Below are 24,314 nucleotides of genomic sequence, written 5' to 3'. Positions count from 1 at the left end.
GGCGTCTCACGCCGCCGCGGGCCGCGACACGTCGCCCGCCTCCACCTCGCCCTCCGCGATGCTCGTGTAGGTACTGAGCGCCTGCGCAACGACCTGGTCCATGTTGTAGTAACGGTAGGTCGCGAGCCTTCCGACGAAATGCACGCCGGGGGTCGCGTCGGCGAGCGCCTGATAGCGTTTGTAGAGCGCGGCGTTCTCCGGCCGGGGCACGGGATAGTAAGGATCGCCGGTGTCCGACGGGAACTCGTATGTCACCGCCGTCCTGGCATGCTGCTGTCCGGTGAGATGCTTGTACTCGGTGATCCGGGTGTAGGGCACCGCTTCGTCGGGATAATTGACCACCCCGACCGGCTGCAGCCAGGCGCGATCGAGCGTTTCGTGTTCGAAGCGCAGCGAGCGATATGGCAGGCGGCCGTACCGGTAGCCGAAGAACTGATCGATCGGCCCGGTGTACACCAGCTCGTCGTAGCGAAAGCGCGCGTTCGCGGTGTCGTAGTCCATGCCCAGCTCGATCTCGATGTTGGGATGATCCAGCATGCGCTCGAACATCCGCGTGTAGCCTTCGGCCGGCATCTGCTGAAAGGTGTCGGTGAAGTAGCGGTCGTCCAGCGACAGGCGCGTCGGTACGCGCGCGGCCACGGACTTGTCGAGCTCCGACGGGTCCAGGCCCCACTGCTTGCGGGTGTAGCCGCGAAAGAACTTCTCGTACAGCGCGCGGCCGATCTGCGAGACGACGATATCTTCGGACGTGGTCACCGATTCGACTGCCTCGGCCTGCTCGCTCAGGAAACGGGCGGCCTCGTCGGGATCGAACGCCCGCCCATACAGCCGCGCCAGCGTCGTGAGATTGATGGGCATCGGCACCAGCATGCCATCCACGCTCGCCAGCACCTTGTGCTCATAAGGCCGCCACGAGGTGAAGCGCGACAGGTAGGCCACGACCTTCTCGGCGTTGGTGTGAAAGATGTGCGGACCGTACTTGTGCACGAGCACACCCGCGTCGTTATGAAAGTCGTAGGCATTGCCGCCGATGTGCGGGCGGCGGTCCACCACCAGCACGCGCTTGCCGCTGCCCGCGGCGAGCCGCTCGGCCAGCACGGCGCCCGCGAAGCCGGCGCCCACCACCAGGTAGTCGAAGCCGCGGCCTCGGCCCGCGCCCGCCCGGCGGGTGTCCGGGTGGCGGACCCGGCTCGCACGCGCTCGCGCCATCACCTCGGCCATGCCCTGCCAGGTGGACTCCCACGACATGCCATTCAGTGCCCGGTCGGCGCGCTCCTGCACGCGCTCGGGGTGGTCCATCGCCGCGAGGGCCTCGGCGGCCGCGTCGACGAACGCGTCGGCGTCGGCGGCGATATGAACGACGCCCGAGCCCGCATAGCCGCGCACCACATCCACGATGGGCGTGGAGACCACCGGCCGGCCACCGGCGAGATACTCCGGCGTTTTGGTGGGGCTGATGTATCGCGTGGACTCGTTCAGCGCGAACGGCATGAGCGCCACCTGCCAGCCCGCCAGGTAGGCCGGCAGATCGGCATAGCTGCGCGCGCCGAGATAATGCAGATTGGGCGCGCTCGGCAACGACGCGGGATCGATCTTCACCACCGGCCCGAGCAGCACGAAGTGCCAGTCGGGGCGGCGGCGCGCCACCTTGCCCATGAGCTCGGCGTCGAAGCGCTCGTCGATCACACCGAAGAAGCCCATCCGCGGTTCGGGGATGCCGGCCTGATCCGCGGGCGTGAGTGCCGTGGTTCGGGCCGACCTGAAATGATCGATGTCCACGCTGCTCGGAAAGGCGTGCACATTCGGGTGCAACTTGCGCTTGGCGAGATAGAGGCTATGCCCGCCGGTGAAGACCACGTCGGCCAGGGCCATCAGCTCCTGCTCTTTGCGCACGAGGTCGGGCGGCGCGCCGCGAAAGGCCGACAGCTCGTCCATGCAGTCGTACACCACCAGGCTCGCGTCGATATCGCGCGCCAGGCCCAGGCTCATCGGCGTGTAGTACCACACCACCGGCTGATGCACGCCTCGCGACTGCAGCAGGGCGTTGATCAGCGTGCGCTGCGTTTCCTCGGCATGCTCCTGCGGCACATGCGGCTTCACGACGAGGACGCCTTCGTTCGACGCCTGCACGTCGAGCCAAGGCTCTCCCGCGGACTCCCAGATCGGCTCTTCGATGAAGAACACGACATGTTCACGCGCCCAGCGCGACATCAGATGCTGCGGCCGCTGGAACACGAACTCCCAGCGCAGGTGCGAGAAGCACACCAGCGCCGGCCTGGATCCGCCCTGACCGGTGGCGCGCTCCTGCCCATCGGCCAGGGACTGCGGCGCGGGGCGCGTCATGCCATCGAGTTGGTTTTTCATTTCACGCTCCGGGCCGTGACGGCCATCGTGGACAGCAAGGGAAACACCGGGATCGGCAGGTCCCCGGCCAGACCGGCGCCGGCGGGCTGGGGATAGCCATCGGGATGCCTGCGCTGCCAGTTCCAGCCGTCTTCGCACATCTGCTCGATCGAACGCTGCGCCTTCCAGCCCAACACGCGCGCGGCCTGTCCGGCATCGGCCCAGATCGAATCGACATCGCCGGCCCGGCGTTCGGCGAACTTCACCGGAATCCGCACGCCCGTCACACGCTCGAAGGTGTGGACGAGCTCCAGCACACTCGCGCCCTGCCCGGTGCCCAGGTTCAACGTCAGCACGCCCGGAGACTGCAGCACATGCTCGAGCGCCATCACATGGCCCTCGGCGAGATCCATCACGTGCAGGTAGTCCCGCACGCCGGTGCCATCGCGCGTGTCGTAGTTGCTGCCGAAGATGGAGAGATATTCGCGGCGGCCGGCGGCCACCTGCGTGATGTACGGAAAGACGTTGGCGGGCGTGCCTCGCGGCCACTCGCCGATGTCGCCGCTGGGATGCGCGCCGATCGGATTGAAGTACCGCAGCACGGCGACGCCGAAGTCGGGATCGGCGTTGGCCTGATCGACCAGCATCTGTTCGATCATGTGTTTGGTGCGGCCGTAGGGATTGAGCGGCTGCGAAGGATGCGATTCGGTCACCGGCACGTGCGCCGGATTGCCGTACACCGTGGCTGACGAACTGAAGACCAGGCTGCGCACGCCGTGCTGCTGCAGCGCGCGCAGCAGGCGCACGCTCGCGCACACGTTCGCGTCGTAATAACGCAGCGGATGCGCGACGGATTCGCCCACGGCCTTGCGGCCCGCGAGATGGATGGCGCCCATGATCGGATGGCCCGCGTTCTCATACTTGTGCAGCAGCGCGTCGACCGCCCCCTCTTCGGCGATGTCGGCGATCTCGAGCGGAATGGGCCGGCCGGCAAGCGTGGCGGCACGCTCCACCGCCTCGCGGCTGCCGTTGCTGAGGTCGTCGACGGCGATGGCGTCGTAGCCGGCCCGCAGCAGGCTCACCAACACATGACTGCCGATGTAACCGGCGCCGCCGGTGACCATAATGGTGTGACGCATGGCACTGCTCCTGGAGCTGCCGGCGGTGCCGGTGGAGCCGACCATCACGCAACGAGCGTTCCCGCTTACGAACGCGGCAGGGGCGTCGGCATGGCGATTGCTGCGCTTGCACGGCTTTCACCACGACTCACAGGAGATGACGATGCCTACCTTTCCCACCGTGGAATCCTCCGCCCCTGACGGCACCGACCAGCTCGACGTGCAGGACAACGACCAGCTCAACGCCTGGCGCGAGCGCCTGGGCGTGACGCAGGACCAGCTCGAACAGGCGATTCACGAAGTCGGCACCGAGTGGGTGGCCGTGCGCGATTACCTGGCCACGCCGGCCAGCGGGCGCACCAGCTGACCCGCGCCGTGCGCCGCGCGGCGCCTCGCCGCTCGGCGCGCGGCACCGCGGCAATTTGTGCCAGCGGCAGGAAAAAACTGCCGGGGCGCGCCGAATCCCCCGCGGCGTCGCGTGAGCGATGCCGAGCCAGCGGAGAATGTCCTTGAAACTGCATCATCTGAACTGCATTTCGACCTGCCCGGCAGGCGGACGGCTCATGGATGGCCGCTCATCCTGGCTGGCGCCGCGAGGGCGACTCTGCTGCCACTGCGTGCTGGCCGAGCTCGACAACGGCGAACTCGCGCTGGTCGACACCGGATTGGGCCTGTCCGACGTGCGCGCGCCGCGCGAGCGGCTCAGCGCATTCTTCCTGGCCCTGGTCAGCCCCGCGTGGCGCGAGTCCATGACGGCGGCCCGGCAGATCAGCGCACTGGGCTTTGCGCCGTCGGACGTCCGGCACATCGTGCTCACGCACCTGGACTTCGACCATGCGGGCGGGCTCGATGATTTTCCCAACGCCACGGTGCATCTGATGCAGGAAGAGGCCGACGTGGCGACGCGCCAGCGCGGCTGGATGGATCGGCAACGCTTCCGTCCGGCGCAATGGTCGTCGTCGCGGGCGCGCTGGCGCCTGTATGCGCCCGCCGCGGGAGAAAACTGGTACGGCTTCGCCAAGGCAAGGCCGCTGGTCGGCCTGCCCCCCGACATCGCCATGATCCCGTTGCGCGGCCACACGCTCGGACACGCGGGAGTGGCGTTGAAAGACGGCGAGGGGTGGTATCTGATGGCAGGCGATGCCTATTTCCACGAACGCGAAATGCGCCCGCGCTATGGCTGCCCACCCGGCCTGCGGTTCTATCAATGGATGCTGGAGCACGATCGCGGCGCGCGGCTCGCCAATCAGCGGCGCCTGCGCGAGCTCGCGCAAACGCGTCCCGACACCGTGCGCATCACCTGTGCGCACGACACCGCGGAATTCGAACGCCGCGCGGGGCGGCCCGCGACCATGCCGGCGGGCAGGCTGTCACCCTTACCGGTCTGACGGTCCGGACCGGTATTCAAGACTGCTCCAAGCAGGCAGGGCCCGGCGCATATCGCGCCAGGCCCTGTGGGGTCCCACGTGCTGCCTGCGTCGTGTGGCCCGCGAGCGCGGACCGCACGGCGTCGGTATTACTTCTTCTCGCCAGCCACCGCTTGATGCAGGGCCTTGGCCTTGTCACGGTGCTGCTTCAGAGCCGGCAGGGTGTCGGCCGCAAACTTCTTCACATCGGCGTCCTTGGCTTCCTGCGAGGCCTTTTCGAACAGCTTGATGGCGTCTTCGTGCGCGTCGATGCCCACGCTTTCGAGGTAGGCCTTGTCGAAGCCTTCGTCACGCATGCCCAGCGTCTTGAGCTTGGCCTGCATCATCATCGACGGCTCGGTGGGCGGCTCGTAGCCCTTGCTCTTGGCCAGGGTGTTCAGCTGCTCGCCGACCTTGGTGTGATCGTCGATCATCATCTGCGCGTACGACTTCACTTCCTGATTACGGGCCTTTTCGAGCGCCATCTTGCTGCCGGCGATCTCCATGTGGCCGCTCTGGGCGGCATTTTCCAGAAAATCGCGGTCGGCGCTATCCAGCTTGCTATCGGATTTGGCGGGCGTCACGGACGGCGTGGGTTGCGGACCCGGGGTATTGGTATTGGCGTTGGTGTTGGCATTGGTCTGGGCGTAGGCGCCGAAAGCCACCCCCAAGCTCAGCCCAAGGGCCAGCCCGGCACGTTTCATGATCGTGTTCATGCGCATCTCCTGATCGACTTGGTTGGATACCGCCGACATCTTTCGGCCGGATCGGCATGGGCTTCATCCGCAACTTTCGTGCCGCGCCCCGGCGACCGCGCATTGACGCGCTGCAGCAGTAACCCCCTGCGAACCCCCGCCACCGCGGCGGGAGCACGGGCGGCGGCGACATGCGCCCTTCTCATCTGTTATGGCTGCTTTTCGCCCGTGCTGTCAGTGCCGCGGTGGCGGGCCTGGCGCTAGACTGACTGCGCGCGGATGACCGCGCGCATTCTTTGGCGATCATGATTCAGATACTCGGCAAGGCGTCTTCCATCAACGTGCGCAAGGTGCTGTGGGCCTGCGACGAGCTCGGCCTGCCTTACGAACGAGAAGACTGGGGCGCGGGCTTTCGGCCCACCAGCGAGCCGGAGTTCGTCGCGCTCAATCCGAATGCGCTGGTGCCGGTGCTGCGCGATGACGACTTCACGCTGTGGGAGTCCAACAGCATCATCCGGTATCTGGCCAACCAGTATGGCGGGTCCACCCCGTCTCTCTACCCCGCCGAGCCCCGCGCCCGTGCCCGCTGCGATCAATGGATCGACTGGCAGGCGAGCGACCTGAACGGCGCGTGGCGCACGGCATTCATGGGACTGGTGCGCCAGCATCCCGACCACCAGCAACCCGATGCGATCGCGCGCTCGATTGCGGACTGGACACGGCTGATGCGGGTGCTGGAGGCGCGATTGGCGGACACCGGCGGCTATGTGGCGGGGCCGGCCTTCACGCTCGCCGACATTCCGGTCGGGTTGTCGGTGAATCGTTGGTTCGGCACCCCGTTCGCGGCGCCAGACCTGCCGGCGGTACGCGCCTACTTCGACCGCCTGCACTCGCGGCCTGGTTTTCAGGCGCACGGCAACAACGGTCTGCCGTGAGACGACGTGACAGCCGCGATGCCTGCGGGATCGCGCAGGAGACGGCGTGAGTACGCGCCTCGGCGCGCCAGCCCGCTCAGCGGGCGGTGGCGGGCAAGGGTGAGGACACCGTGTCGGAGACGGGCTGGGCGACGGCGGCGGGCTCCGCAGGGGCTGCGGCAGCCGGGGCTGCGGCAGCCGGTGCTGCGGCAGCCGGTGCTGCGGCAGCCGGTGCTGCGGCGGCCGGCGCTGCGGCAGCCGATGGCCCAACGGCCGCAGCCGCAGGCGCAACCGCTCCGGGCGGCGTGCCTTCGACCGGTTTCGCGGGCGGCGTGATTTCCATGATCAGCTCCACGCGACGGTTGGCCGCGCGGGCGGCCGGGGCGTTGCCCTGCTCCAGCGGACGCGTGTCCGCATAGCCCACCGCACGCAGACGACCACCGTCCACGCCATCGCGCACCAGCTCGCGCAACACACTCGTGGCGCGGCTGCTCGAGAGCTCCCAGTTGGACGGGAACTGGCGCGTCTGGATCGGCACGTTGTCGCTATGCCCTTCGACCGACACGGGGTAAGCCGAACGATTCAGCACCTCTGCCACTTTCTTGATCACATCCAGGCCGCCCGGGCTGAGCGTGGCCTGACCCGACGGGAACAGCAATTCGTTGCTGATGCGGAAGCTGATGGTCTTGTCGTTGACGATCACGTCGATCGACTTGCCCAGGTCGTCCAGGCCCAGCTGGTCCTTGGTCGGCAGCACCAGCGCCGGCTCCGTGGGCTCGGGCTCCGCCGCGACAGGCGCAACCGGCGCGGCGGGCGCGTAGGCGTCGAACACCAGGAACGGCTGGTCTTCGGCGATGGCGGGCAGGCCGATCCAGCGCTGCGCCTGGCCCGCGCCGGGCTCGGTGCCGGCCGCCGGCATCGGCGCGCCCAGGGCTGCATCGACCGAGCCGACCAGCGTAATCTCGGTCGGGGTGGGCGTGAGCGGCGAGCCGCTCATGCGCGCCACCGCCAGCAGCACGACGAAGAGCGCCAGCAGCAGCGTGATCAGATCCAGATAGGTGAGCAACCAGCCCTCGGACTCGTGGTCCTGGTCCTCCGGCACGTGCCAGCGCTCGAAACGAGCCGTGCCGGCCGCGCGCGCGATCTTGCCGGCGCGTTCGCGCTCCTGCGCTTCCTGGCGCTTTCTGGCCGCTTCGATGCGATCAGCCAGCGTTGAGGAGATCGCGAGGCTCATTTGCGCGCCGCGGTGGACGGGCTGGCGGCACGCACGCCGCTCAACACGGGCGGCATGCGCAGCGGACCGCGCGCGGGCTTGGCGGACTTCGCCATCTTGGCCGCGGCGGCCTTGGCGACGGCTTCGCTGCCGCCGTCGTAGATTTCGTCATCGACGTGCGCGACGAAGGAGTTGAGGGTTTCGCGCACGACGGCGGGGCCACGGCGTTCGCACATCATCGCCACGCCCTGCAGCACCATGTTCATCAGCTCGACGCGTTGCGCCGTGCGGCGCTCGAGCTTGACGGCGATCGGCTTGAACACCAGGTTCGACAGCAGGATGCCGTAGAAGGTGGTGATGAGGCCCACGGCCAGTTGCTCGCCGATCTGCTGCATCGTGCCGGTGCCGAGCACCGACATCATGTTGACCAGGCCCACCAGCGTGCCCAGCATGCCGAAGGCTGGCGCGAAACCCGCCATCACGCGGAACATCTGCGCTTCGGCCTGTTCGCGCGCACGCAGGCGGGCAATGCGCCATTGCAGCAGTTCGATGATCTGATCTTCGGGCGTGTTATCGATGATGAGCTGCACGCCGGTGCGCAGGAACGGATTCGAGACCTTCTTCAGCGCCTCTTCGACCTTGCGCACATCGTTGTTCATCCACAGCTGGGCCAGCGACACGAGTTCGTCGATATCGCGCTGGGTGTCGAGCTTGTCATGACGGAACACGGTGCCCACGAGCCCGAACACCCGCACCACCTCGCGCAGCGGGTAGGCCATGAACACGGCGGCGGCGGTGCCACCCAGCACGATCGCCAGGCCCGGCGCGTTGAAGTAGATGGACGGCGACGTGGCGGACAGCGCCACCACCAGGATCAGCGTGATGACGCCAGCGATGGCGCCGATCAGGGTCGAGGGATTCATTGGGTGCTTGCCCCTACTAAGAATGCGGTACACGAGAGCGCGGCAGGGGCGCGACGGCCCCGGCGCGGCGGGGTGGCGTGCTCGCGCACCCCGGGCAGGATGGGAAGGATTCTAGGCGGCGCCGGCGCGGGCCAAACGGCCGGATAAAGGCAAAAAAAGCGGCCTGGCGCGCGCTTTGTGTTTCAGCTCAATAAAAGGGACGCAATTCGAGCCGGCCGCGCCGCTCGGGCTCGGGGCCGGGCTGCGGTAAAGTTGCGCCTATGAGCAGAAACAAACAGAAGCCCGCCCCCAAGGGCGGCGGCCGCTCGCCCAATTCGTTCTACGACGCGGCGGCGATCGAGCAATTCATGGCCCTGGTCGGGCTGCAGTGGGAGCCCGGCACCGTGCAGCGTGCCGAGGTGCGGGCGAGCTATCGCCTGGGTACGGCGCGTCCGCTCAACATCGAGCACACCGAGGTCGAGTTTCATTGCGACCCGCGCAAGGCCCGCGTCTGGGTGCCGGAATTCCAGCGCACCAGCTTTCACCAGTGGTTCGAGATCAGCTACCAGGAGTTCGAGTACACCCCCGGCGGCTCGATGCTCAAGATCAAGGCCGCCGCGCGCGGCAACGCCCCCGCCTACAGCGTGGGACTGAAACCGCTGGGCTGAGCCCCGGGCCGGCTCACGCCGGCAATTCTTTGTACATGATGGTGGTCGCGTCGAGCCGATCCGCGTCGCTCGCCCGGGCATAACCGGGGATGCGCCCGGCCACCACATAGCCCATTCCCAGATAAAGCGGTTCGGCGTGATCGCCGCTGCGGGTGTCGAGCGTGAGCAACGTGCGGCCCCGTTCGCGCGCGCTCGCCTCGATGGCGACCATCAGTTGCCGCGCGACGCCCGCGCGCCGCGCGCGCGGATGCACCAGCAGCTTGCGCACCTCGGCGCGATGCGGCTGGTTGGCCGGCGTATCGCAATCGAGCTGCACCGTACCCACCACCTCCCCGCCCTGCCGCGCCGCCAGCAGCACGAGGCCGCCCTCCTCCAGCGCGGGCGCGATGCGCCTGCGCCACCAGGCCTCGCTGTCGGCCGCCGTAAATGGCGCGACGAAGCCCACGCTGGCGCCCTGTGAGACGCAGGCATGCAGCACCTGAGCAAGCGCGGGGAGCAGATCGCCCAGGGTACGGGGCGTGACGGTTTCGATCGTGACGGTCATGGGGTGGCTCAGACGATGAACAGGAAATAGCGGGCGGCCTGATCGGCCGAGGTCTGGAACGCGCTCGTGCCGTGCAGCTGATATCGCAGGCAGTCGCCCGGGGCGAGCTCGTGCGGCCGGCCTTCGATCTCGACGCGCAACGCGCCTTCGACCAGCAGTAGATGATGTTCCATGCCTGGGCGCGGCGAGGCGGCATACTCGATGCGCTGGCCCGGTCCCAAGACGCAGCCCAGCACCTCGCCCGCCAGCGGTTGCGCCGGCGGCGACACGGAGCGCCGCTCGAAGGCGGTGGCGGCGTCGTGCCAGACGGGTTGTTCGTCGCGCCTGATCAGCGGCGCAAACCCGCTCTCGACCATGCGCAGCAGGCGCGACATGGGCAGACCGAAGGCGGCGCACAGTCGGCCCAGCGCCTGCGCGGTGGGACTGACTTCGGCGTTTTCGATACGCGACAGCGTGGCCCGGCTCAAGCCGCTCGCCTCGGCCAGCTGGTCGAGCGACCAGCCCTGTTCGGCGCGCAGGCCGCGCAGCCGGGCGGCAAGCGCCGCGCTGATGTCTTCGTTTGCGTTTTCCATAAACGGGATTATTTCCCATATTCGGAAAACCCGCCAGCGAATTCGCGAGCCGCTATCCGCGATACGGCTGGGCGTTGCCGAAGAAGGCGAGCCGCAGGCCGGAAAGCGCGGCGAGCAGTTCCAGGCGATGGCCGGCCGGCGGATCCTGCCGCACGCGCGTGAGCGCGGCATCCAGGCGGCGCAACGCATGCTCGGCGGCCTCGCCCGTCTCGCGGCGCCGGCGCCGGGCCTCGAAGAGGCGTGCCAGCGCACCCAGCAGATCGTCCAGCAGCGCCCTGCCTTCGAGCGGCAGTTGCGCGCGCAGTCGTTGCAGCTCGGCAAGGTTCACGGCAGCACCGAACTCGAAACTGGCGCGCAGGGCCTTGGCGCGAACGGCGGGCGCGGCGGCGCCCGCTCTCGGCGCCATCATCGCGACGCGGTCGTACATGCGCCGCGCGAGCTGATCGCGCGACACCTGGCGGCGGCCACGCGCGATGTCGGCGATCTCGGCCCAGCCGCCCGCCATCAGGCGCCGCACGCTGGTGTCCGGATTCATGGCGCGCACGAAACCGATCACGAGCGTGGGCACCACGAAACCGATCACCGACGCGATGGCGCCGTTTACATACACGTCGAAGGCCTCGTTCTGCACATTGTGCAGATTGAGCAGCAGGATGCTGTTGGCGATCATGGGCAGCGCGATGCCGAAGTGCGCCATGGACGCCTGCATCATCCCGATCGGGATCAGAAACACGGCCAGCGCCAGCACCAGCATCGGGAAGTGCGTGAGTGCGGGCAGGATACCGAAGAGATAGACGGCCACCACGATGGCAGACAGCACCGTGCATTGCAGAAACGCCTTGAGCGCCGGCACGGGGTCGTCCATGAACGAGAGGATGCACGATCCGACGGAGGCCATCTGCACGGCCATCACGCCCGACGGCCAGCCCAGGCCGATCCAGAGCAGCGCGCACACGCCCACCGACAGCGTGGCGGCGGCCCCGCAGCGCAGGGCCACGCCATGGTCGCGCAATTCGCCGGCGGGCCGCGAACGCCGCAGGGGCTGGCGCGGCCGCCGTCCGCGCCGCAGGTGCCGCCACAGGTCGTGCGCGTCGGTTCGCAAGGCGATCAACCGGTCGAGCCTGAGCGCGAGGCTCGCGCGCAGGATGGCCGGCCAGGCGGATGCGGCCGGCAGCGCCGGGCCGCCGTGCGCGCGCAGGGCTTCGATTTGGGCCTGCAGCGCCAGCAGCGCCGCCTCGCCCTCCTCGGCCGAGGCCGGGTGCAACCAGCGCCCGAGCGCCTCTTGCAGGGCGCGCATGTCGGCGGGGTCGCCTTCGAGCCTGCGCAAGGCATTCACGCGGTCGGCGATCGCGCCGATGATCGGCAGCATCAGCGCCATGCGATCGTGCAACTCGCGCAGCAGGGCCTCGCCGCCGCGCAGTTGCGGCTTTTCGTAAGCCAGATGCACGGCCAGCGTGCGCAGCTCGGCCACGCCCGCGGCCAGACGATGCAGATCCTTGGGCAGGCGCCGCACGCCTTCCGGGCCGCGCAGGCTGTCTTCCAGCAGCGTGGCCGAGTCGCGCAGCCAGGCGTCGATGCGCTGTGAAATCAGGCCGCCCACGTGGCGCGGCAGAATGAGATGGCTCACCAGCGTCGCGCACAGGATGCCGAGCGTGATTTCTTCGCAGCGCGCCAGCGCCGTATCGAACACGGCCAGGGGCTCCGACACGCTCGAGAACCCCACGATGGCCGCCGTGTACCCGGCCAGCATGAAGATATAACTGCGCGGCAGGCGATCCAGCATCGAGATGTACAGGCACAGCCCCACCCAGAGGGCGAGCGTGGCCGACAGCAGCACCGGCGCGTTGACGAGCAGGGGCACGAGCAGCACGGCCACCGCCGCGCCGAACACGGTGCCGACCACGCGATAAATGGCCTTGGAGGTGAGCGCGCCCGACAGCGGGTGCGCGATGATGTAGGCCGTGGCCATGGCCCAGCCCGGCCGCTGGAAATCGAGCTGCAGCGACAGGTACAGCGCCAGCATGGCGGCGATGAAATTCTTCACCGAGAAGATCGCATCGGCCACGCTCGGACGGTAGGTGAAAGCCTGGCGGATCACGAGCGGGGCTCCGGCGAGGGCGCCGGCGTGGATTGATTGAGCTGATCCAGGCGTTCGTGCAGGGCACGCAGCACGCGTTCGGCCACCGCCAGATCGGCCTCGGGCAGACCCGCCACCACCTCTTCACGCACGCGATCGACGATGCGCGCGATTTCCTCGGCCTTGCCCGCGCCTGCCGCGCTCAGGCCGACGCAACGCGCGCGCCGGTCGTGCGGGTCGGGCAGGCGTTCGATCAGACCGGCGGCCTCGAGCGCGTCGATCACCCGCACCAGCGAGGCGCCTTCGATGCCGATTTCTTCAGCCAGCACGCCCTGTCGCAGCGGCTCGCCGTGAGTGCGCAATACCAGCAGCGGCCAGGCGGTCGCCTGCGACAGCCCCTGGGCCTGCAGCGCCTGATCGATGCGTTTGCGCCATTGGCGGCCGCCCACCACGAGAAGGCGGCCGATCGAAGCGGGAGGACGAGAGCGGGTCATGGAAACGCCGCCAGACATCCGCGGCCATTTATTTAGAATGCTAAATATTAGCATGACAGCAATATGCGCCGTGAGACGGAGTTTGGGCGCTGTCACCGTTATTCGCTGGATTGCGACCATCCACTCGTGTATCTTGTTATTACATTTAGTCGTTAGCCATAACATTGCCTGGGCCGGAGTCGCGGTTGTACAAGCGCTTGTTGTCTTTCTTCCGTGCCGCCCCGATGGATCGCTGGGCCGATCCCGGCCCCCTCATGCGCCAGGCCACCCACGCGGTGGCGCTGGGCCTGGTGGTGGTGGCCGCCGCCGAGGCGATGTTCCGCAGTCGCAGCCCGCTGCAAGCCTTCGTGGCGGTGTGCAGCCAGGCCTTCATCGTGCTCGTGGTGCTGATCGCCGCCTTCGCCTGGCAACGTCTGCGCGCGCCGCGCGCGCAATACCGGATCGCGCTGGCGGCCTGTCTGCTCCTGCTGTGTGTCTGCCTGTACGACCTGGTCGCGGGCGTGGACGGACGGCGCCAGCGGGAGATCTACGGCGAAGCGCTCAAGCTGAGTCAGCTGCGCCTGGAAACGGCCGCGCACACGACCGACTGGCAGCAATTGCCAGAGATCGAGACGCAGCCGCAGGCGACCGGCATGTATGGCGAATACGAGCGCCTCGTCAAAACGGTGATCGGCCGCGCGGTCGAGCGGCATCGCGACTATGCCCGCGAGCTCGACGAACTCGATCTGGAAGAGAGCCTCAGCGCGGTGCGCCTGGCCGCGCCGGGTGGGGCCGCGCATGCCAATCGCCAATTGCGCGCCGCGAGCGCGCTCGCCCTGCGGCACCGCGACCGGGGCCTGCGCGAGCTCGAAGACGGCATCGCCATGCCCGAGGCGTTGCGCCTGCCGCGCGCCGAACGCGCCCGGCTGCGCGATACGCTGACGGCCCAGGCGGCCTACCAGCGCGACGCGATCCAGGCCAGCTGGCAGGCCGATGCACGCTACTTCGAGATGGCCCAGGCCGTGGCGGCGCTCGTCGATCGCAGCCAGGATCGCTGGCGCCTCGACGATCGGCAGGCGCTGCGGTTTCAGGATGAATTTGCGCAGACGCTGTATCTCGATTGGCGCGAGCAGCTCGGCAAACTGGGCGAGGCCAGCCAGGCGCAGCGCGCCGCCGCGCTGCAGCGGCTGGCGTCGGCCCAGGCCTGGCCGCAGCCCTGAGCCCCGCCGCGGTGCGCGCGGCCATCGGGCACAATAGGGTCATGACATGGGTGCCCCAACTGCTTCGACGGTCCGCCACACGGCTCACCGCCTCTCTCGCCCTGTGCGTGAGCCTGCTCGCGGGCTGCACCCTGCCTTCCCTGGAGAACCGCAGCGTGTCCCACGCACTCGACATCAACGAGGCCCGCGACACGCCGCTGGGCCGCGTCCTCACGCCGATGGCGCAACAGCATCCCGGGAAATCCGGCATCCATGCCCTGGCCGACGCGCAGGATGCCTTTGCGGCGCGCATGCTGCTGGCGAACGCCGCGCGCCGGACGCTGGATGTGCAGTACTACATCTGGCGCAGCGACATGACGGGCACCATGCTGCTCGAGGCCCTGCACGTGGCCGCCGATCGCGGCGTGCGGGTGCGCCTGCTGCTCGACGACAACGGCACCGCCGGCCTGGACACGGTGCTGGCCGCACTCGACGCCCATCCGAATATCGAGGTGCGGCTGTTCAATCCCTTCGTGCTGCGGCGGCCCAAGTTCATCGGGTTCATCACTGATTTCAAGCGCCTGAACCGGCGCATGCACAACAAGTCGTTCACCGCCGACAATCAGGCCACCATCATCGGCGGGCGCAATATCGGCGATGAATACTTCGGTGCCACCGACGACGTGCTGTTCGCCGATCTCGATGTGCTCGCCGTGGGCCCGGTCGTGCCCGAGGTGTCCAGGGATTTCGACCTGTACTGGAACAGCGACTCGGCTTATCCCGTCGATCGGCTGCTGCGCCCGGCCCCGGCGAACGCGCTCGACCAGCTGGCCAGCCAGGCCGGCGTGATCGAGGCCGACCCGCGCGCCGCGGCCTATGCGCATGCGCTGCGCGACTCCAACTTCATGCGGCAGCTGATGGACAGCCAGCTGTCGCTCGAATGGGCGCCCACGCGCATGGTGAGCGATGACCCGGCCAAGGTGCTCGACCAGGCCCCGCCGGAAGCCGCGCTCACGCATCAACTCGAACGCATCGTCGGCACCCCCGACAAGGTGCTGGATCTGGTCTCGCCCTACTTCGTGCCCACCGAGACCGGCACGCGGGCGCTGGTCGAGATGGCGCAACGCGGCGTGGAGGTTCGGGTACTGACCAATGCGCTCGAAGCCACCGACGTGGCCGTCGTGCACTCGGGCTATGCGAAGCGGCGCAAGGATCTGCTGCGCGGTGGCATCGAGCTCTGGGAAATGCGCGCCGCCGCCGACACGCCCGAGCGCAGCAAGGGGTCCGGCGGCTTCAGCGGATCGGGCAGTTCGGGGTCGAGCCTGCATGCCAAGACATTCTCGGTGGACAACGAGCGCGTGTTCGTGGGGTCGTTCAACTTCGATCCGCGCTCGGCCAATCTCAACACCGAGCTCGGCTTCGTGATCGACAGCCCCGTGCTGGCCCGCCGCATCGACGACGTCTTCCTGGACGGGATTCCGCGCACCGCCTACCGCGTCTGCCTGGACGACAAAGACCGTCTTTACTGGCTCGAACAACGCGACGGCCGCACGATCCGGCACGACACCGAGCCGGGCACGCGCTGGTGGCAGCGCGTGTCCGTGTGGTTCGTGTCGCTGCTGCCCATCGAACACCTGCTCTGAGATCCGCGCGGCGCCTGCGTGCCGGCGTCCGGCGAACGTCGTGCTAAGGTTGCGGCGCCGCCCCGCCGGACTTCCGGCGCGCGGGCGCGCCCGATTGCCGCCCGAATCAAGACAGGAAAGTCGTTCCCGATGTTCAAGCCCTCCCCCGCGTCTCGCATGGCCCTGACGGCCTGCCTGACACTCGTGTGCAGCCTGCCGGCCGCGCACGCCAGCACCGCGCCCGCCGCCTCTCCCCTCGCGCTCGCCGCGCCCGCTTCCGCCGCGCAGTCGCATGCCGTGACGGCGCCCGCGCTGACCGCGCGCGCCTGGCTGGTGCTCGACGCCACGAGCGGCCAGGTGCTGGGCGGACAGAACGCACGCACGCGCATCGAACCGGCGTCGCTCACCAAGATCATGACGGCGTACGTGGTGTTCCAGGCGCTCGCCGCCAAGGAAATCACGCTGCAGCAACAGGTCACCATCTCGACGCGCGCCTGGAAAGTGGCGCCCGGCAGCTCGCGCATGTTCCTGGAGCCCGGCAATCAGGTGACCGTGGACGCCCTGCTCTACGGGCTCATGGTGCAGTCGGGTAACGACGCCGCGGTGGCGCTGGCCGAGACCGTGAGCGGCTCCGTGGAGGCCTTCGTGGCGCGCATGAACACGCAGGCTCAGGCGCTCGGGCTGGCCGACACGCATTTCAACAGCCCGAGCGGTCTGCCCGACGCGCTCACCTACTCCACCGCCGCCGATCTCGGCACGCTGGCCGCGCGCATGTCGCGCGACTTCGGCCAGACGGCAAGGCGCTACGACACCACGCGCGAATTCACGTACAACAAGATCCGCCAGACCAACCGCAATCGGCTGTTGTGGCAGGACCCCAGCGTCGACGGCATGAAGACCGGCCACACCGAGTCGGCCGGCTATTGCCTCATCGGCTCCGCCTCGCGCAACGAGGGCGGGCTGCAGCGGCGACTGATCGCCGTGGTGATCGGCACGGCCTCAGACAAGGTGCGTACGCAAGAGGCGCGCACGCTGCTCGAATGGGGCTACGGCGCGTTTCGCACCGTGCGGCTTTATCAGGCGGGCGAAAGCGCGGGCGAACAGCAGGTCTGGAAGGGCCAGGCCGAGGCCGTGCCGGTCGGCTACGCGCGCGACGTCTACCTCACGACGCCGGCGGGCGCGCGGGTCGAGCGCGCGATGCAACCGGCACAGCCCCTGATCGCGCCGATCACGGCGCAACAGCAAGTGGGCGTGGTGCAGATCTCGGTCGACGGCAAGCCCGCGCTGCAGGTGCCGATGGTGGCGCAGCAGCCCGTGCCCGAGGCCGGCTTCGTGGGCCGCGCGTGGGACAGCGTGCGGCTCTGGTGGCGCGACGACGCGAGCTGATCGCCGCGCGCCTCCTGCCCCGTACGCGCTTCGCGGCCGTGCGTGTCGTTCCACCGGACGGCATGCACGGCCGGTTTCATTTGGGCCGCGGTGAGCGGCGGGACGCGGTTGCGGCGGCCACGGTTGCGGCGGCCGTCGATACGGCGGCCGTCGGTGCGGCGGCCGTCGATACGGCGCTCGCCGGCGTGGCGGCAAGCCGCGCTGCCCGTGCACGCGCCGTCAGCAACGCGGCTTCGCGCGTGTTGCGTGTCAGCGCGGCCGCCTGCAGAAAGGCGGTCTCGGCCTCCGCGTATCGGCCCAGGCGTTCGAGCAGATCGGCGCGCGCGCTCCAGAGCCAGGGATAGCGCGCCAGCGTCGGCTCGGCCTGCAAGGCCTCGACCAGCGGCAGCGCGGCCGCGGGCCCCTGATCCATGCCGAGCGCGACGGCCCGGTTCAACGCCACGACCGGCGTGGGCATCCGCGCGTACAGGGCGTCGTAGAGCGCGACGATCGCGCGCCAATCGGTGTCCTCGGCCCGGGCCGCGCGGGCATGACAGGCCGCCAGCGCGGCTTGCAGTCCGTAGGGTCCGAGCGCGCCGCACGCCTGCGCGCGCACCAGCGCCGCCAGCCCGCGCCGGATCAGCAGGCGGTCCCAGCGGCCGCGGTCCTGCGCCAGCAACAGCACCGGCTGGCCCTGCGCGTCGATCCGCGCGGGCAGGCGCGACGCCTGCAGCTCCAGCAGCGCAGCCAGGCCGTGCGCCTCGCCTTCGTCGGGCATGAGCCCCGCGAGCACGCGGGCAAGCCGCAAGGCTTCCTGGCAGAGATCGGGGCGCGTCCAGTCGTCGCCGGCCGTGGCCGCATGACCCTCGTTGAAGATCAGGTAGATCACCTCCAGCACCGCGTCCAGGCGCTCGGCCCGCTCGCGCGCACGCGGCACCTCGAAGGGCACCCCCGCCTGGCTGAGGCTGCGCTTGGCGCGCACGATGCGCTGCGCCACGGTGCTCTCGGACTGTAGAAAGGCGCGCGCGATCTCCGCCGTCGACAGGCCGCCAAGCAGGCGCAGCGTGAGGGCCACGCGGGCATCGGACGGCAACACCGGATGGCAGGCCGTGAAGATGAGCCGCAGCAGATCGTCGCCGATATCGTCGGCGCGGCGCGCGTCCACGGCGTCCGCCACATCGGGTTCGACATGGGCCTGCATCACTTCGATCTCGCGGGCCAGGGCCTCGCCGCCACGCGCCTGCGTGGCCGCCTGGCGCAGCATGTCGAGCGCACGATGGCGAGCGGCGGTCATGAGCCAGGCTCCGGGGTTGGCCGGCACGCCGCGCGCCGGCCAGTGCTCCAGCGCCGCCACCAGCGCGTCCTGCGCGGCCTCTTCGGCCAGCGCCAGGTCGCGCAGATGGCGGGCGGCATACGCCACCACCTTGGCCGACTCGATGCGCCAGACGGCCTCGATCTCGCGGCGAACGGCATCATGCCCGGCCATCGTTACGCCGCCGGCGCGACCGCGTTGGGGTCCATATGGAAGAACTCCCAGATATGACCGTCGGGATCGTCGAAGCTGTGCGAGTACATGAAGCCGTAATCCTGCGGCTGGCGCGGCGCGGTGCCGCCCGCCGCCAGCGCACGCCGGACGATCTCGTCGACCTCGTCACGGCTCTCGCACGACACCGCAACCATTACTTCGGTGGCCGCGCGGGCGTCGGCCACCGGCCGGCCCGAGAAGCTCTGGAAGTAGTCGGGCACCAGCAACATGGCGTAGAGGTTTTCGCCGATCACGAGGCAGGCGGCCTGCTCGTTGGTGAACTGCGGATTGAACGACAGGCCGAGCGCGGTGAAAAATGCCTGCGAGCGCGGCAGGTCGGCGACCGGAAGATTGACGAAGAGTTGTTTGTGCATGATGACTCCTGAGTGGCCGCGGCGAGCGGCCCGCTGCGTTGCCCGGACGCGCACGCACCCGGGCGCGGGAAAGATGCGTTACGCCGGGGCGCGGGTCGGGGCGCGGGCTGCGGCCGCTGTGGCTGTGTCGGCGGTGTCCGCGGTATCCGCCGCGTTCGCTGTGTTCGCTGTATCCGCCGCGTTCGCTGTGTTCGTTGTGTTCGCTGTGTTCGCTGTGTCTGCCGTGTCCGCTGCGGCCACCGTGCCCGGCTCCTGGCCCGCGGGCGGTGGAAAGTCCGTCATCTCGTAGACCTGGCGCACCTCGATCTCGCCCTCGCGGTCCGCGCCAAAGGGCGCGGGATAGCGCCGCGCCCAGGCCAGCGCCTCGTCGCGGTCACGCACCTGGATCAGGGTGAAGCCCGCGATCAACTCCTTGGTTTCGGCAAAGGGGCCATCGGTCACGCTGACCTGCCCCGCCTCGTGTCGCACCCGCCAGCCCTTGCTGCTGGGTTGCAGGCCCATGGCGTCGAGCAGCACGCCGGCGCGGGCGAGCTCTTCGTGAAACGCCCCCATCGCCGCCATGAGCTCGGGCTCGGGCATGGCGCCGGACTCGCTCAGCGCGTTGGCCCTGATGATGATCATGAAACGCATCGCATCTCTCCTGGGTTCGCCGGTGGCGCATGCGCACCGGCCTGTATCGACACGACGGCACAGCACGCCCCGGATCGACAGGAATTCGCACCAACCAGGGAAAACACCTAGAAAAACGCGCCTGCCCGCACTGCCGGCGGCGCCTCTTCCTTACATGAAGCAGGGACCGAGCTTGCGCACTTCGACCGTGCACCACTGAGCGGCGGGACAGGCCCGGGCGATCTCGAGCGCCTCGACGTCGGTCTCGCAGTCGATCAGGAAAAAGCCACCCACCATTTCCTTGAGCTCGGCCGACTGGCCCTCGCGCACCTGCACGCGCACGGCCTGGTCCTGGGCCAGCAGCGACTGCGCTTCGCGCAGAATCCCGCGCTCGCGCAAGCCGGCGGCAAACGCCAGCATGCTGTCGTAGAGGGCCTGCCCCTCGGCAGCGGAGCGCGTGGCACGCTGCCCCACGGGTTCGACGATCAGCAAGGCATACGACATGGCAACTCCTGGCAGCGCGTCCGACACAGGACCACGAATCGCGCCAGTATAGGAGCGAAGTGTGTGAAGTGTGGGGGCAGCAAGCGTGCGAAGCACCGCGCAGCGTGGGGGCACCCGCCCGCCGCTGGGCCGCCCCGAGGTGGGCGGCCCCCTCGGGGGGCAGCAAGCGGGCGAAGCACCGCGCAGCGTGGGGGCACCCGCCCGCCGCTGGGCCGCCCCGAGGTGGGCGCGCCCCCTCGGGGGGCAGCAAGCGGGCGAAGCACCGCGCAGCGTGGGGGCACCGTATCATCGCGGGACGCCCCTCAAGAGAGATTCGCCTTGGCTCTGCGACAGTCGTCCTTTTTCATCCGTTTCATCACGCTCGGCGTGCTGGCCCATGTCTATGTCGGCCTGCGGCTGATTCCCGACGCGGGCCTGCCGCTGGCGGGCGGTCTGGCGGCAGCGCTGCTGCTCGTGGCGAGCTGCGTGCTCATCCCGCTCGGCATGCTGAGCCGCTCCTCCGGGCGCCAGCCCTGGGGCGACCGCCTGGCATGGGCCGGGCTCACGGCCATGGGATTCTTCTCGTCGCTCTTCGTGCTCACGGTGCTGCGCGACGCGGTGCTGCTGGTGCTCTGGCTCGCCTCGCTGGGGGGCCTCACCCTCCCCTGGGCGCCGCTGCGCGCGGCGAGTGCCATCGCGGTGCCGGCGTTCGCGCTGCTGGCGAGCGCCGTCGGCTTCTGGAACGCACGCCGGCGCGCACCGGTCGTGGACGTCGATATTCCGATCGCCGACCTGCCGCCCGCCCTCGAGGGCTACACCATCGTGCAACTGAGCGACATTCATGTCGGACCCACGATCAAGCGCGGCTACGTCGACGCCATCGTCGAAGCCAGCAATGCGCTCGCGCCCGACCTGATCGCGATCACCGGCGACGTGGTCGATGGCAACGTGGCGCAACTGCGCGAACACACCGCCCCGCTCGGCCGCTTGCGGGCACGTCAGGGCGTGTTCCTGGTGACCGGCAACCACGAATACTATTCGGGCGCCGCGCAGTGGGTGACCGAGTTCCGCCGCATCGGCCTGAACGTGCTGCAGAACGAACACGTGATGCTGCGCACCGGCGAGGCCGGCATCGCGCTGGCAGGCGTCACCGACTACAGCGCGGGCGCCTTCGATCCGCATCAGCGCAGCAACCCGGTGCGGGCCGTCGCGGACGCGCCCGCGGGCAGCCTGCGCATCCTGCTCGCGCACCAGCCACGCAGCGCGGCCGCGGCCGAGCCGGCCGGTTACGACCTGCAACTATCCGGCCATACGCATGGCGGGCAGTTCCTGCCCTGGCGGTTCTTCGTTCGGCTGCAACAGCCGTATGTGGCCGGCCTGCATCGTCATGGGCGCATGTGGCTGTATATCAGCCGCGGCACGGGCTACTGGGGACCGCCCAAGCGCCTGGGCGCGCCGTCCGAGATCACGCGGTTGCGCCTGCGCCGCGCCTGAGCGGCAGGGGCTGCGCCGGCTGAGCTGGCTTGGAGCTGCTGAGCTCGGGCTGCGGACCCCGGACTTCGGGCGCGGAGCTTCAGACCTCGGGCTGCGGGCTGCGGGCTTCGGGCTGCCGACTTCGGGCTGCCGCGGCGCGTAACCATCCGTGAAGATCAGCCTGGCCGCGGGCTGCCGCACTGCCAGCACAAGGTGAACTGCGCCTCGAGGGGCTCGCCGCATTCGGTGCAGTGCCACGGCTGGCTGCCGGGCGGCGCACCGCCCTGGATCAGCGCCTGCGCCTCGGGCAGGTCGCGTTCGCGCTCGATCCACACCTCCGGGCCGCATTGATCGACCGGGATGTCGCCCAGCGCGCCCTGCAGATACTGGTTGTGCAGCTCGCAGGGGATGCGGGCCTGTTCGAGCAGGTTGACCCAATGCTGCGCCAGCAGCAGGCTGGGCGCGCGCGCAAGCTTGATCATGAGGGCTCCTTCCCGGCATCGACACCGCGATGTTGGCCTGCCCGCGCCGTGCTGGCAAGCCCCGGCCGCCGCGACTGCCTCGCCTGCGTGCACGCGGCCCCGGCAGGCGCCCGAACCCGCACGGCACGGCCCTGAAACACCCCCCCGATGTTTGCGGGCTGCGGCACACTCAGGTATTAATAGTGGGCCCGCCCCGCCCCGGGCGCGTGCACCGGCTGGAGAAACAATGAATAAAAGCAAGTTCCGAATGCAGGTCAACAAACCGGTGTTCTACACCTCCGGCGCCTTCATCGTGGCGCTGGTCATCTTCGCCGCGACCGCTCCCGGCGCGGCCCAGAGCCTGTTCGGCGCCATGCAGGACTGGATTTTCACGAACGCCAGCTGGTTCTACATGCTGGCGGTGGCGATCGTGCTGCTGTGCATGCTGTACGTCACGTTCAGCCGCTTCGGCGACATCAAGCTCGGTCCCGACCACAGCGAGCCCGATTACCGCGACCTCACCTGGTACTCGATGCTGTTCGCGGCCGGCATGGGCATCGGCCTGATGTTCTTCGGCGTGGCCGAGCCGGTCATGCACTTCCTGGATCCGCCCTTCGGCGCGGGCGGCACGCCCGAGGCCGCGCGCGATGCGCTGTCCATCACCTTCTTCCATTGGGGCCTGCATGGCTGGGCGATCTACGCCAGCGTGGCGCTGGTGCTCGCCTACTTCGGTTATCGCCATGGGCTGCCGCTCACGCTGCGCTCGGCCTTTTATCCTTTGCTGGGCGATCGCATCCATGGCCCGATCGGCCATGCGGTCGACATCTTCGCCGTGATCGGCACGGTGCTCGGGGTGGCCACGTCGCTCGGTCTGGGCGTGGCGCAGATGAATGCCGGGCTCAACTATCTGTTCGACGTGCCCAACAGCATCCTGGTGCAGATCGGCCTGATCGTGCTGGCCTGCGGCCTCGCCACCCTGTCGGCCGCGAGCGGTCTCGACAAGGGCATCCGCTATCTGTCGGAAGGCAACATGTTGCTGGCCGTGCTGCTGCTGACCTTCGTGGCGGTGGTGGGCCCCACCATCTTCCTGTTGCAGACCTTCGTCGAGAACATCGGCGTGTACCTGTCGGGTCTGGTGTCGCGCACGTTCAATCTGTATGCCTACAACCCCACCGACTGGATCGGCGGCTGGACGCTGTTCTACTGGGGCTGGTGGATCGCGTGGTCGCCGTTCGTCGGCGTGTTCATCGCGCGCATCTCGCGCGGCCGCACGATTCGCCAGTTCGTGGGCGGCATGCTGCTCATCCCTACCGGCTTCACGCTGCTGTGGATGACGATCTTCGGCGACACGGCCATCTATCACATCCTCTTCAACGGGGCGACGGAGCTGGGCGAGGCCGTGAAGAACGACTCCACGCTCGCGCTCTTCGTGTTCCTCGAGCAGTTCCCGTGGGCGCGCGTGATGTCGGGCTTCGCGGTGCTGATGGTGCTGGTGTTCTTCGTCACCTCGGCCGACACCGGGGCGCTGGTGGTGGACATGCTGGCCTCCGGCGGCGCCGACGACGCACCGGTATGGCAACGGGTGTTCTGGTCGATCCTGATGGGCCTGGTCGCGATCGCGCTGCTGCTGGCAGACGGGCTGAAGGCGCTTCAGACAGCCACCGTCGCGAGCGCGCTGCCATTCTCGGTCGTGATCCTGATATCGCTGTGGGGCTTGTTCCGCGCGCTCAATCATGACACCACCAAGCGCGGCCTGCGCTACCGCACCGTCAGCCGCCCGCCGGCCGGCGCCAGCGCCGAGCCCTGGCAGCGCCGTCTGCGCAACATGATCATGATGCCCAAGCGCGCGCACGTGCAGCGCTACATCAGCGACGTGGTGCGTCCTGCGATGGACGACGTGGCGGCCGCGCTGGCCCGCGAGGGCTATGTGACCGCGCTCGAAGACGGCGCGGAGGGCCAGCTGACCTTCCGCGTGGGCCACGGCGAGCATCTGGACTTCTCCTACACGGTGTATCCGATGGCCGAAGTCCGGCCCAGCCTCACGCCGGAAGAAGCGCGCGACGAAGAAGACCGGCGTTACTTCCGCGCCGAGGTGCATCTGGGCGAAGGCGGCCAGGACTACGACATCATGGGCTGGAGCCGCGACGAGGTGATCGGCGACATCCTCGACCAGTATGAGCGTCATCGCCACTATCTGTCGCTCACCTACGGTTCCTCCCGCGCAAGCTCGCCGGGCGGATCCTCCTGATCGGGCGCGCGGGTCGCCGGCCGGTCCGCC

At 68.9% G+C, this 24,314-nt stretch carries 21 protein-coding genes and 2 pseudogenes; 9 read left to right on the top strand and 14 right to left on the bottom strand.

Annotation, left to right across the window (positions count from 1 at the left end):
- Nucleotides 1-6 precede the first annotated feature (6 nt).
- Together glf and galE are read right to left on the bottom strand one after the other, a co-directional pair.
- Nucleotides 7-2,364 (bottom strand): UDP-galactopyranose mutase, encoded by a 2,358-nt coding sequence (gene glf / locus CEK29_RS24175; RefSeq protein WP_217903860.1) that lies wholly within the window; start codon nt 2,362-2,364, stop codon nt 7-9.
- On the bottom strand, nt 2,361-3,482 hold the full coding sequence (galE, locus tag CEK29_RS03990; RefSeq protein ID WP_094857395.1) for a UDP-glucose 4-epimerase GalE: 1,122 nt from the start codon (nt 3,480-3,482) through the stop codon (nt 2,361-2,363). The genes glf and galE overlap by 4 nt, the downstream gene beginning before the upstream one ends.
- A 142-nt stretch (nt 3,483-3,624) precedes the next feature.
- Here galE and CEK29_RS23785 point away from each other — a divergent pair, with 142 nt between their 5' ends.
- Together CEK29_RS23785 and CEK29_RS03980 are read left to right on the top strand one after the other, a co-directional pair.
- Entirely contained in the window at nt 3,625-3,828 is a 204-nt protein-coding gene (locus CEK29_RS23785; RefSeq protein ID WP_170948562.1) for a DUF3606 domain-containing protein, read from the top strand.
- A gap of 142 nt (nt 3,829-3,970) precedes the next feature.
- Nucleotides 3,971-4,849, top strand: coding sequence for an MBL fold metallo-hydrolase (locus CEK29_RS03980; RefSeq protein ID WP_094857393.1), 879 nt, complete (start codon nt 3,971-3,973; stop codon nt 4,847-4,849).
- A gap of 128 nt (nt 4,850-4,977) precedes the next feature.
- Here CEK29_RS03980 and CEK29_RS03975 read toward each other — a convergent pair whose 3' ends face one another.
- Entirely contained in the window at nt 4,978-5,583 is a 606-nt protein-coding gene (locus CEK29_RS03975; protein WP_255176068.1) for a DUF4142 domain-containing protein, read from the bottom strand.
- A gap of 284 nt (nt 5,584-5,867) precedes the next feature.
- On the opposite strand from CEK29_RS03975, the gene CEK29_RS03970 reads away from it, so the two are divergent.
- Nucleotides 5,868-6,497, top strand: a complete 630-nt coding sequence (locus CEK29_RS03970; protein ID WP_094857392.1) for a glutathione S-transferase family protein — start codon at nt 5,868-5,870, stop codon at nt 6,495-6,497.
- 76 nt (nt 6,498-6,573) lie between these two features.
- Here CEK29_RS03970 and CEK29_RS03965 read toward each other — a convergent pair whose 3' ends face one another.
- Together CEK29_RS03965 and CEK29_RS03960 are read right to left on the bottom strand one after the other, a co-directional pair.
- Nucleotides 6,574-7,710 carry an OmpA family protein gene (locus CEK29_RS03965; RefSeq protein ID WP_141218301.1) on the bottom strand — a complete coding sequence of 379 codons (1,137 nt, stop codon included), beginning with the start codon at nt 7,708-7,710 and terminating at the stop codon, nt 6,574-6,576.
- Nucleotides 7,707-8,612 (bottom strand): motility protein A, encoded by a 906-nt coding sequence (locus CEK29_RS03960; protein WP_094803694.1) that lies wholly within the window; start codon nt 8,610-8,612, stop codon nt 7,707-7,709. Before CEK29_RS03960 ends, CEK29_RS03965 begins: the two co-directional genes overlap by 4 nt.
- A gap of 260 nt (nt 8,613-8,872) precedes the next feature.
- Here CEK29_RS03960 and CEK29_RS03955 point away from each other — a divergent pair, with 260 nt between their 5' ends.
- The gene (locus CEK29_RS03955; RefSeq protein ID WP_249279191.1) at nt 8,873-9,259 is read left to right on the top strand and encodes a hypothetical protein; all 387 of its coding nucleotides are present in this window, start codon (nt 8,873-8,875) and stop codon (nt 9,257-9,259) included.
- Between the two features lie 13 nt (nt 9,260-9,272).
- Here CEK29_RS03955 and CEK29_RS03950 read toward each other — a convergent pair whose 3' ends face one another.
- From CEK29_RS03950 to CEK29_RS03935, 4 genes are read right to left on the bottom strand one after another with little or no spacing between them, the layout of a single operon-like run.
- A complete protein-coding gene (locus CEK29_RS03950; RefSeq protein WP_094857391.1) occupies nt 9,273-9,803 on the bottom strand; it encodes a GNAT family N-acetyltransferase in 531 nt (176 codons plus the stop codon).
- A gap of 8 nt (nt 9,804-9,811) precedes the next feature.
- Nucleotides 9,812-10,375, bottom strand: a complete 564-nt coding sequence (locus CEK29_RS03945) for a helix-turn-helix domain-containing protein (protein WP_094803698.1) — start codon at nt 10,373-10,375, stop codon at nt 9,812-9,814.
- A 52-nt stretch (nt 10,376-10,427) separates the two neighbouring features.
- The gene (locus CEK29_RS03940) at nt 10,428-12,473 is read right to left on the bottom strand and encodes an FUSC family protein (RefSeq protein ID WP_094857390.1); all 2,046 of its coding nucleotides are present in this window, start codon (nt 12,471-12,473) and stop codon (nt 10,428-10,430) included.
- Nucleotides 12,470-12,946, bottom strand: coding sequence for a MarR family winged helix-turn-helix transcriptional regulator (locus tag CEK29_RS03935; protein ID WP_094803702.1), 477 nt, complete (start codon nt 12,944-12,946; stop codon nt 12,470-12,472). The genes CEK29_RS03940 and CEK29_RS03935 overlap by 4 nt, the downstream gene beginning before the upstream one ends.
- Before the next feature lie 185 nt (nt 12,947-13,131).
- Between CEK29_RS03935 and CEK29_RS03930 the strand changes: the two genes are divergently transcribed.
- The 3 genes from CEK29_RS03930 (at nt 13,132) to CEK29_RS03920 (ending at nt 17,132) form a co-directional block, all read left to right on the top strand.
- Nucleotides 13,132-14,145, top strand: coding sequence for a hypothetical protein (locus tag CEK29_RS03930; protein WP_094857389.1), 1,014 nt, complete (start codon nt 13,132-13,134; stop codon nt 14,143-14,145).
- Nucleotides 14,146-14,186: 41 nt separating this feature from the next.
- Nucleotides 14,187-15,767 (top strand): phospholipase D family protein, encoded by a 1,581-nt coding sequence (locus CEK29_RS03925; protein ID WP_094857388.1) that lies wholly within the window; start codon nt 14,187-14,189, stop codon nt 15,765-15,767.
- A gap of 129 nt (nt 15,768-15,896) precedes the next feature.
- Nucleotides 15,897-17,132, top strand: coding sequence for a D-alanyl-D-alanine carboxypeptidase family protein (locus CEK29_RS03920; RefSeq protein WP_094857387.1), 1,236 nt, complete (start codon nt 15,897-15,899; stop codon nt 17,130-17,132).
- Nucleotides 17,133-17,340: 208 nt separating this feature from the next.
- On the opposite strand, the pseudogene CEK29_RS03915 reads toward CEK29_RS03920, so the two are convergent.
- From CEK29_RS03915 to CEK29_RS03900, 4 genes and pseudogenes are all read right to left on the bottom strand, one after another.
- Nucleotides 17,341-18,597, bottom strand: a pseudogene (locus tag CEK29_RS03915) (RNA polymerase sigma factor); the annotation flags it as partial.
- A gap of 2 nt (nt 18,598-18,599) precedes the next feature.
- Nucleotides 18,600-19,010, bottom strand: coding sequence for a VOC family protein (locus tag CEK29_RS03910; protein WP_094857385.1), 411 nt, complete (start codon nt 19,008-19,010; stop codon nt 18,600-18,602).
- A gap of 270 nt (nt 19,011-19,280) precedes the next feature.
- A pseudogene (locus CEK29_RS03905) lies at nt 19,281-19,640 on the bottom strand (YciI family protein); the annotation flags it as partial.
- A gap of 150 nt (nt 19,641-19,790) precedes the next feature.
- Nucleotides 19,791-20,123: a YciI family protein gene (locus tag CEK29_RS03900; protein ID WP_094857383.1), complete on the bottom strand. Its 333-nt coding sequence runs from the start codon at nt 20,121-20,123 to the stop codon at nt 19,791-19,793.
- Nucleotides 20,124-20,441: 318 nt separating this feature from the next.
- Here CEK29_RS03900 and CEK29_RS03895 point away from each other — a divergent pair, with 318 nt between their 5' ends.
- The gene (locus CEK29_RS03895) at nt 20,442-21,596 is read left to right on the top strand and encodes a metallophosphoesterase (protein ID WP_094857382.1); all 1,155 of its coding nucleotides are present in this window, start codon (nt 20,442-20,444) and stop codon (nt 21,594-21,596) included.
- 155 nt (nt 21,597-21,751) lie between these two features.
- Here CEK29_RS03895 and CEK29_RS03890 read toward each other — a convergent pair whose 3' ends face one another.
- Nucleotides 21,752-22,057: a putative signal transducing protein gene (locus tag CEK29_RS03890; RefSeq protein ID WP_094803720.1), complete on the bottom strand. Its 306-nt coding sequence runs from the start codon at nt 22,055-22,057 to the stop codon at nt 21,752-21,754.
- Between the two features lie 226 nt (nt 22,058-22,283).
- On the opposite strand from CEK29_RS03890, the gene CEK29_RS03885 reads away from it, so the two are divergent.
- Nucleotides 22,284-24,284 (top strand): BCCT family transporter, encoded by a 2,001-nt coding sequence (locus CEK29_RS03885; RefSeq protein ID WP_094857381.1) that lies wholly within the window; start codon nt 22,284-22,286, stop codon nt 24,282-24,284.
- The last annotated feature ends 30 nt before the right edge of the window (nt 24,285-24,314 follow it).

The organism is Bordetella genomosp. 5 (assembly GCF_002261475.1).
GTDB lineage: Bacteria > Pseudomonadota > Gammaproteobacteria > Burkholderiales > Burkholderiaceae_B > Bordetella.
Note: the sequence above shows the minus strand (reverse complement) of the source record. Positions and strands in the feature narration are given on the sequence as shown.

Coding starts and splice junctions, on each gene's coding strand:
- CEK29_RS03910 (WP_094857385.1), bottom strand. CDS start 19,010: ATGCACAAACAACTCTTCGTCAATCTTCCGGTCGCCGACCTGCCGCGC.
- CEK29_RS03960 (WP_094803694.1), bottom strand. CDS start 8,612: ATGAATCCCTCGACCCTGATCGGCGCCATCGCTGGCGTCATCACGCTG.
- CEK29_RS03925 (WP_094857388.1), top strand. CDS start 14,187: ATGACATGGGTGCCCCAACTGCTTCGACGGTCCGCCACACGGCTCACC.
- CEK29_RS03890 (WP_094803720.1), bottom strand. CDS start 22,057: ATGATCAAGCTTGCGCGCGCGCCCAGCCTGCTGCTGGCGCAGCATTGG.
- CEK29_RS03970 (WP_094857392.1), top strand. CDS start 5,868: ATGATTCAGATACTCGGCAAGGCGTCTTCCATCAACGTGCGCAAGGTG.
- CEK29_RS03935 (WP_094803702.1), bottom strand. CDS start 12,946: ATGACCCGCTCTCGTCCTCCCGCTTCGATCGGCCGCCTTCTCGTGGTG.
- CEK29_RS03885 (WP_094857381.1), top strand. CDS start 22,284: ATGAATAAAAGCAAGTTCCGAATGCAGGTCAACAAACCGGTGTTCTAC.
- CEK29_RS03955 (WP_249279191.1), top strand. CDS start 8,873: ATGAGCAGAAACAAACAGAAGCCCGCCCCCAAGGGCGGCGGCCGCTCG.
- CEK29_RS23785 (WP_170948562.1), top strand. CDS start 3,625: ATGCCTACCTTTCCCACCGTGGAATCCTCCGCCCCTGACGGCACCGAC.
- CEK29_RS03950 (WP_094857391.1), bottom strand. CDS start 9,803: ATGACCGTCACGATCGAAACCGTCACGCCCCGTACCCTGGGCGATCTG.
- galE (WP_094857395.1), bottom strand. CDS start 3,482: ATGCGTCACACCATTATGGTCACCGGCGGCGCCGGTTACATCGGCAGT.
- CEK29_RS03975 (WP_255176068.1), bottom strand. CDS start 5,583: ATGAACACGATCATGAAACGTGCCGGGCTGGCCCTTGGGCTGAGCTTG.
- glf (WP_217903860.1), bottom strand. CDS start 2,364: ATGAAAAACCAACTCGATGGCATGACGCGCCCCGCGCCGCAGTCCCTG.
- CEK29_RS03965 (WP_141218301.1), bottom strand. CDS start 7,710: ATGAGCCTCGCGATCTCCTCAACGCTGGCTGATCGCATCGAAGCGGCC.
- CEK29_RS03920 (WP_094857387.1), top strand. CDS start 15,897: ATGTTCAAGCCCTCCCCCGCGTCTCGCATGGCCCTGACGGCCTGCCTG.
- CEK29_RS03945 (WP_094803698.1), bottom strand. CDS start 10,375: ATGGAAAACGCAAACGAAGACATCAGCGCGGCGCTTGCCGCCCGGCTG.
- CEK29_RS03900 (WP_094857383.1), bottom strand. CDS start 20,123: ATGTCGTATGCCTTGCTGATCGTCGAACCCGTGGGGCAGCGTGCCACG.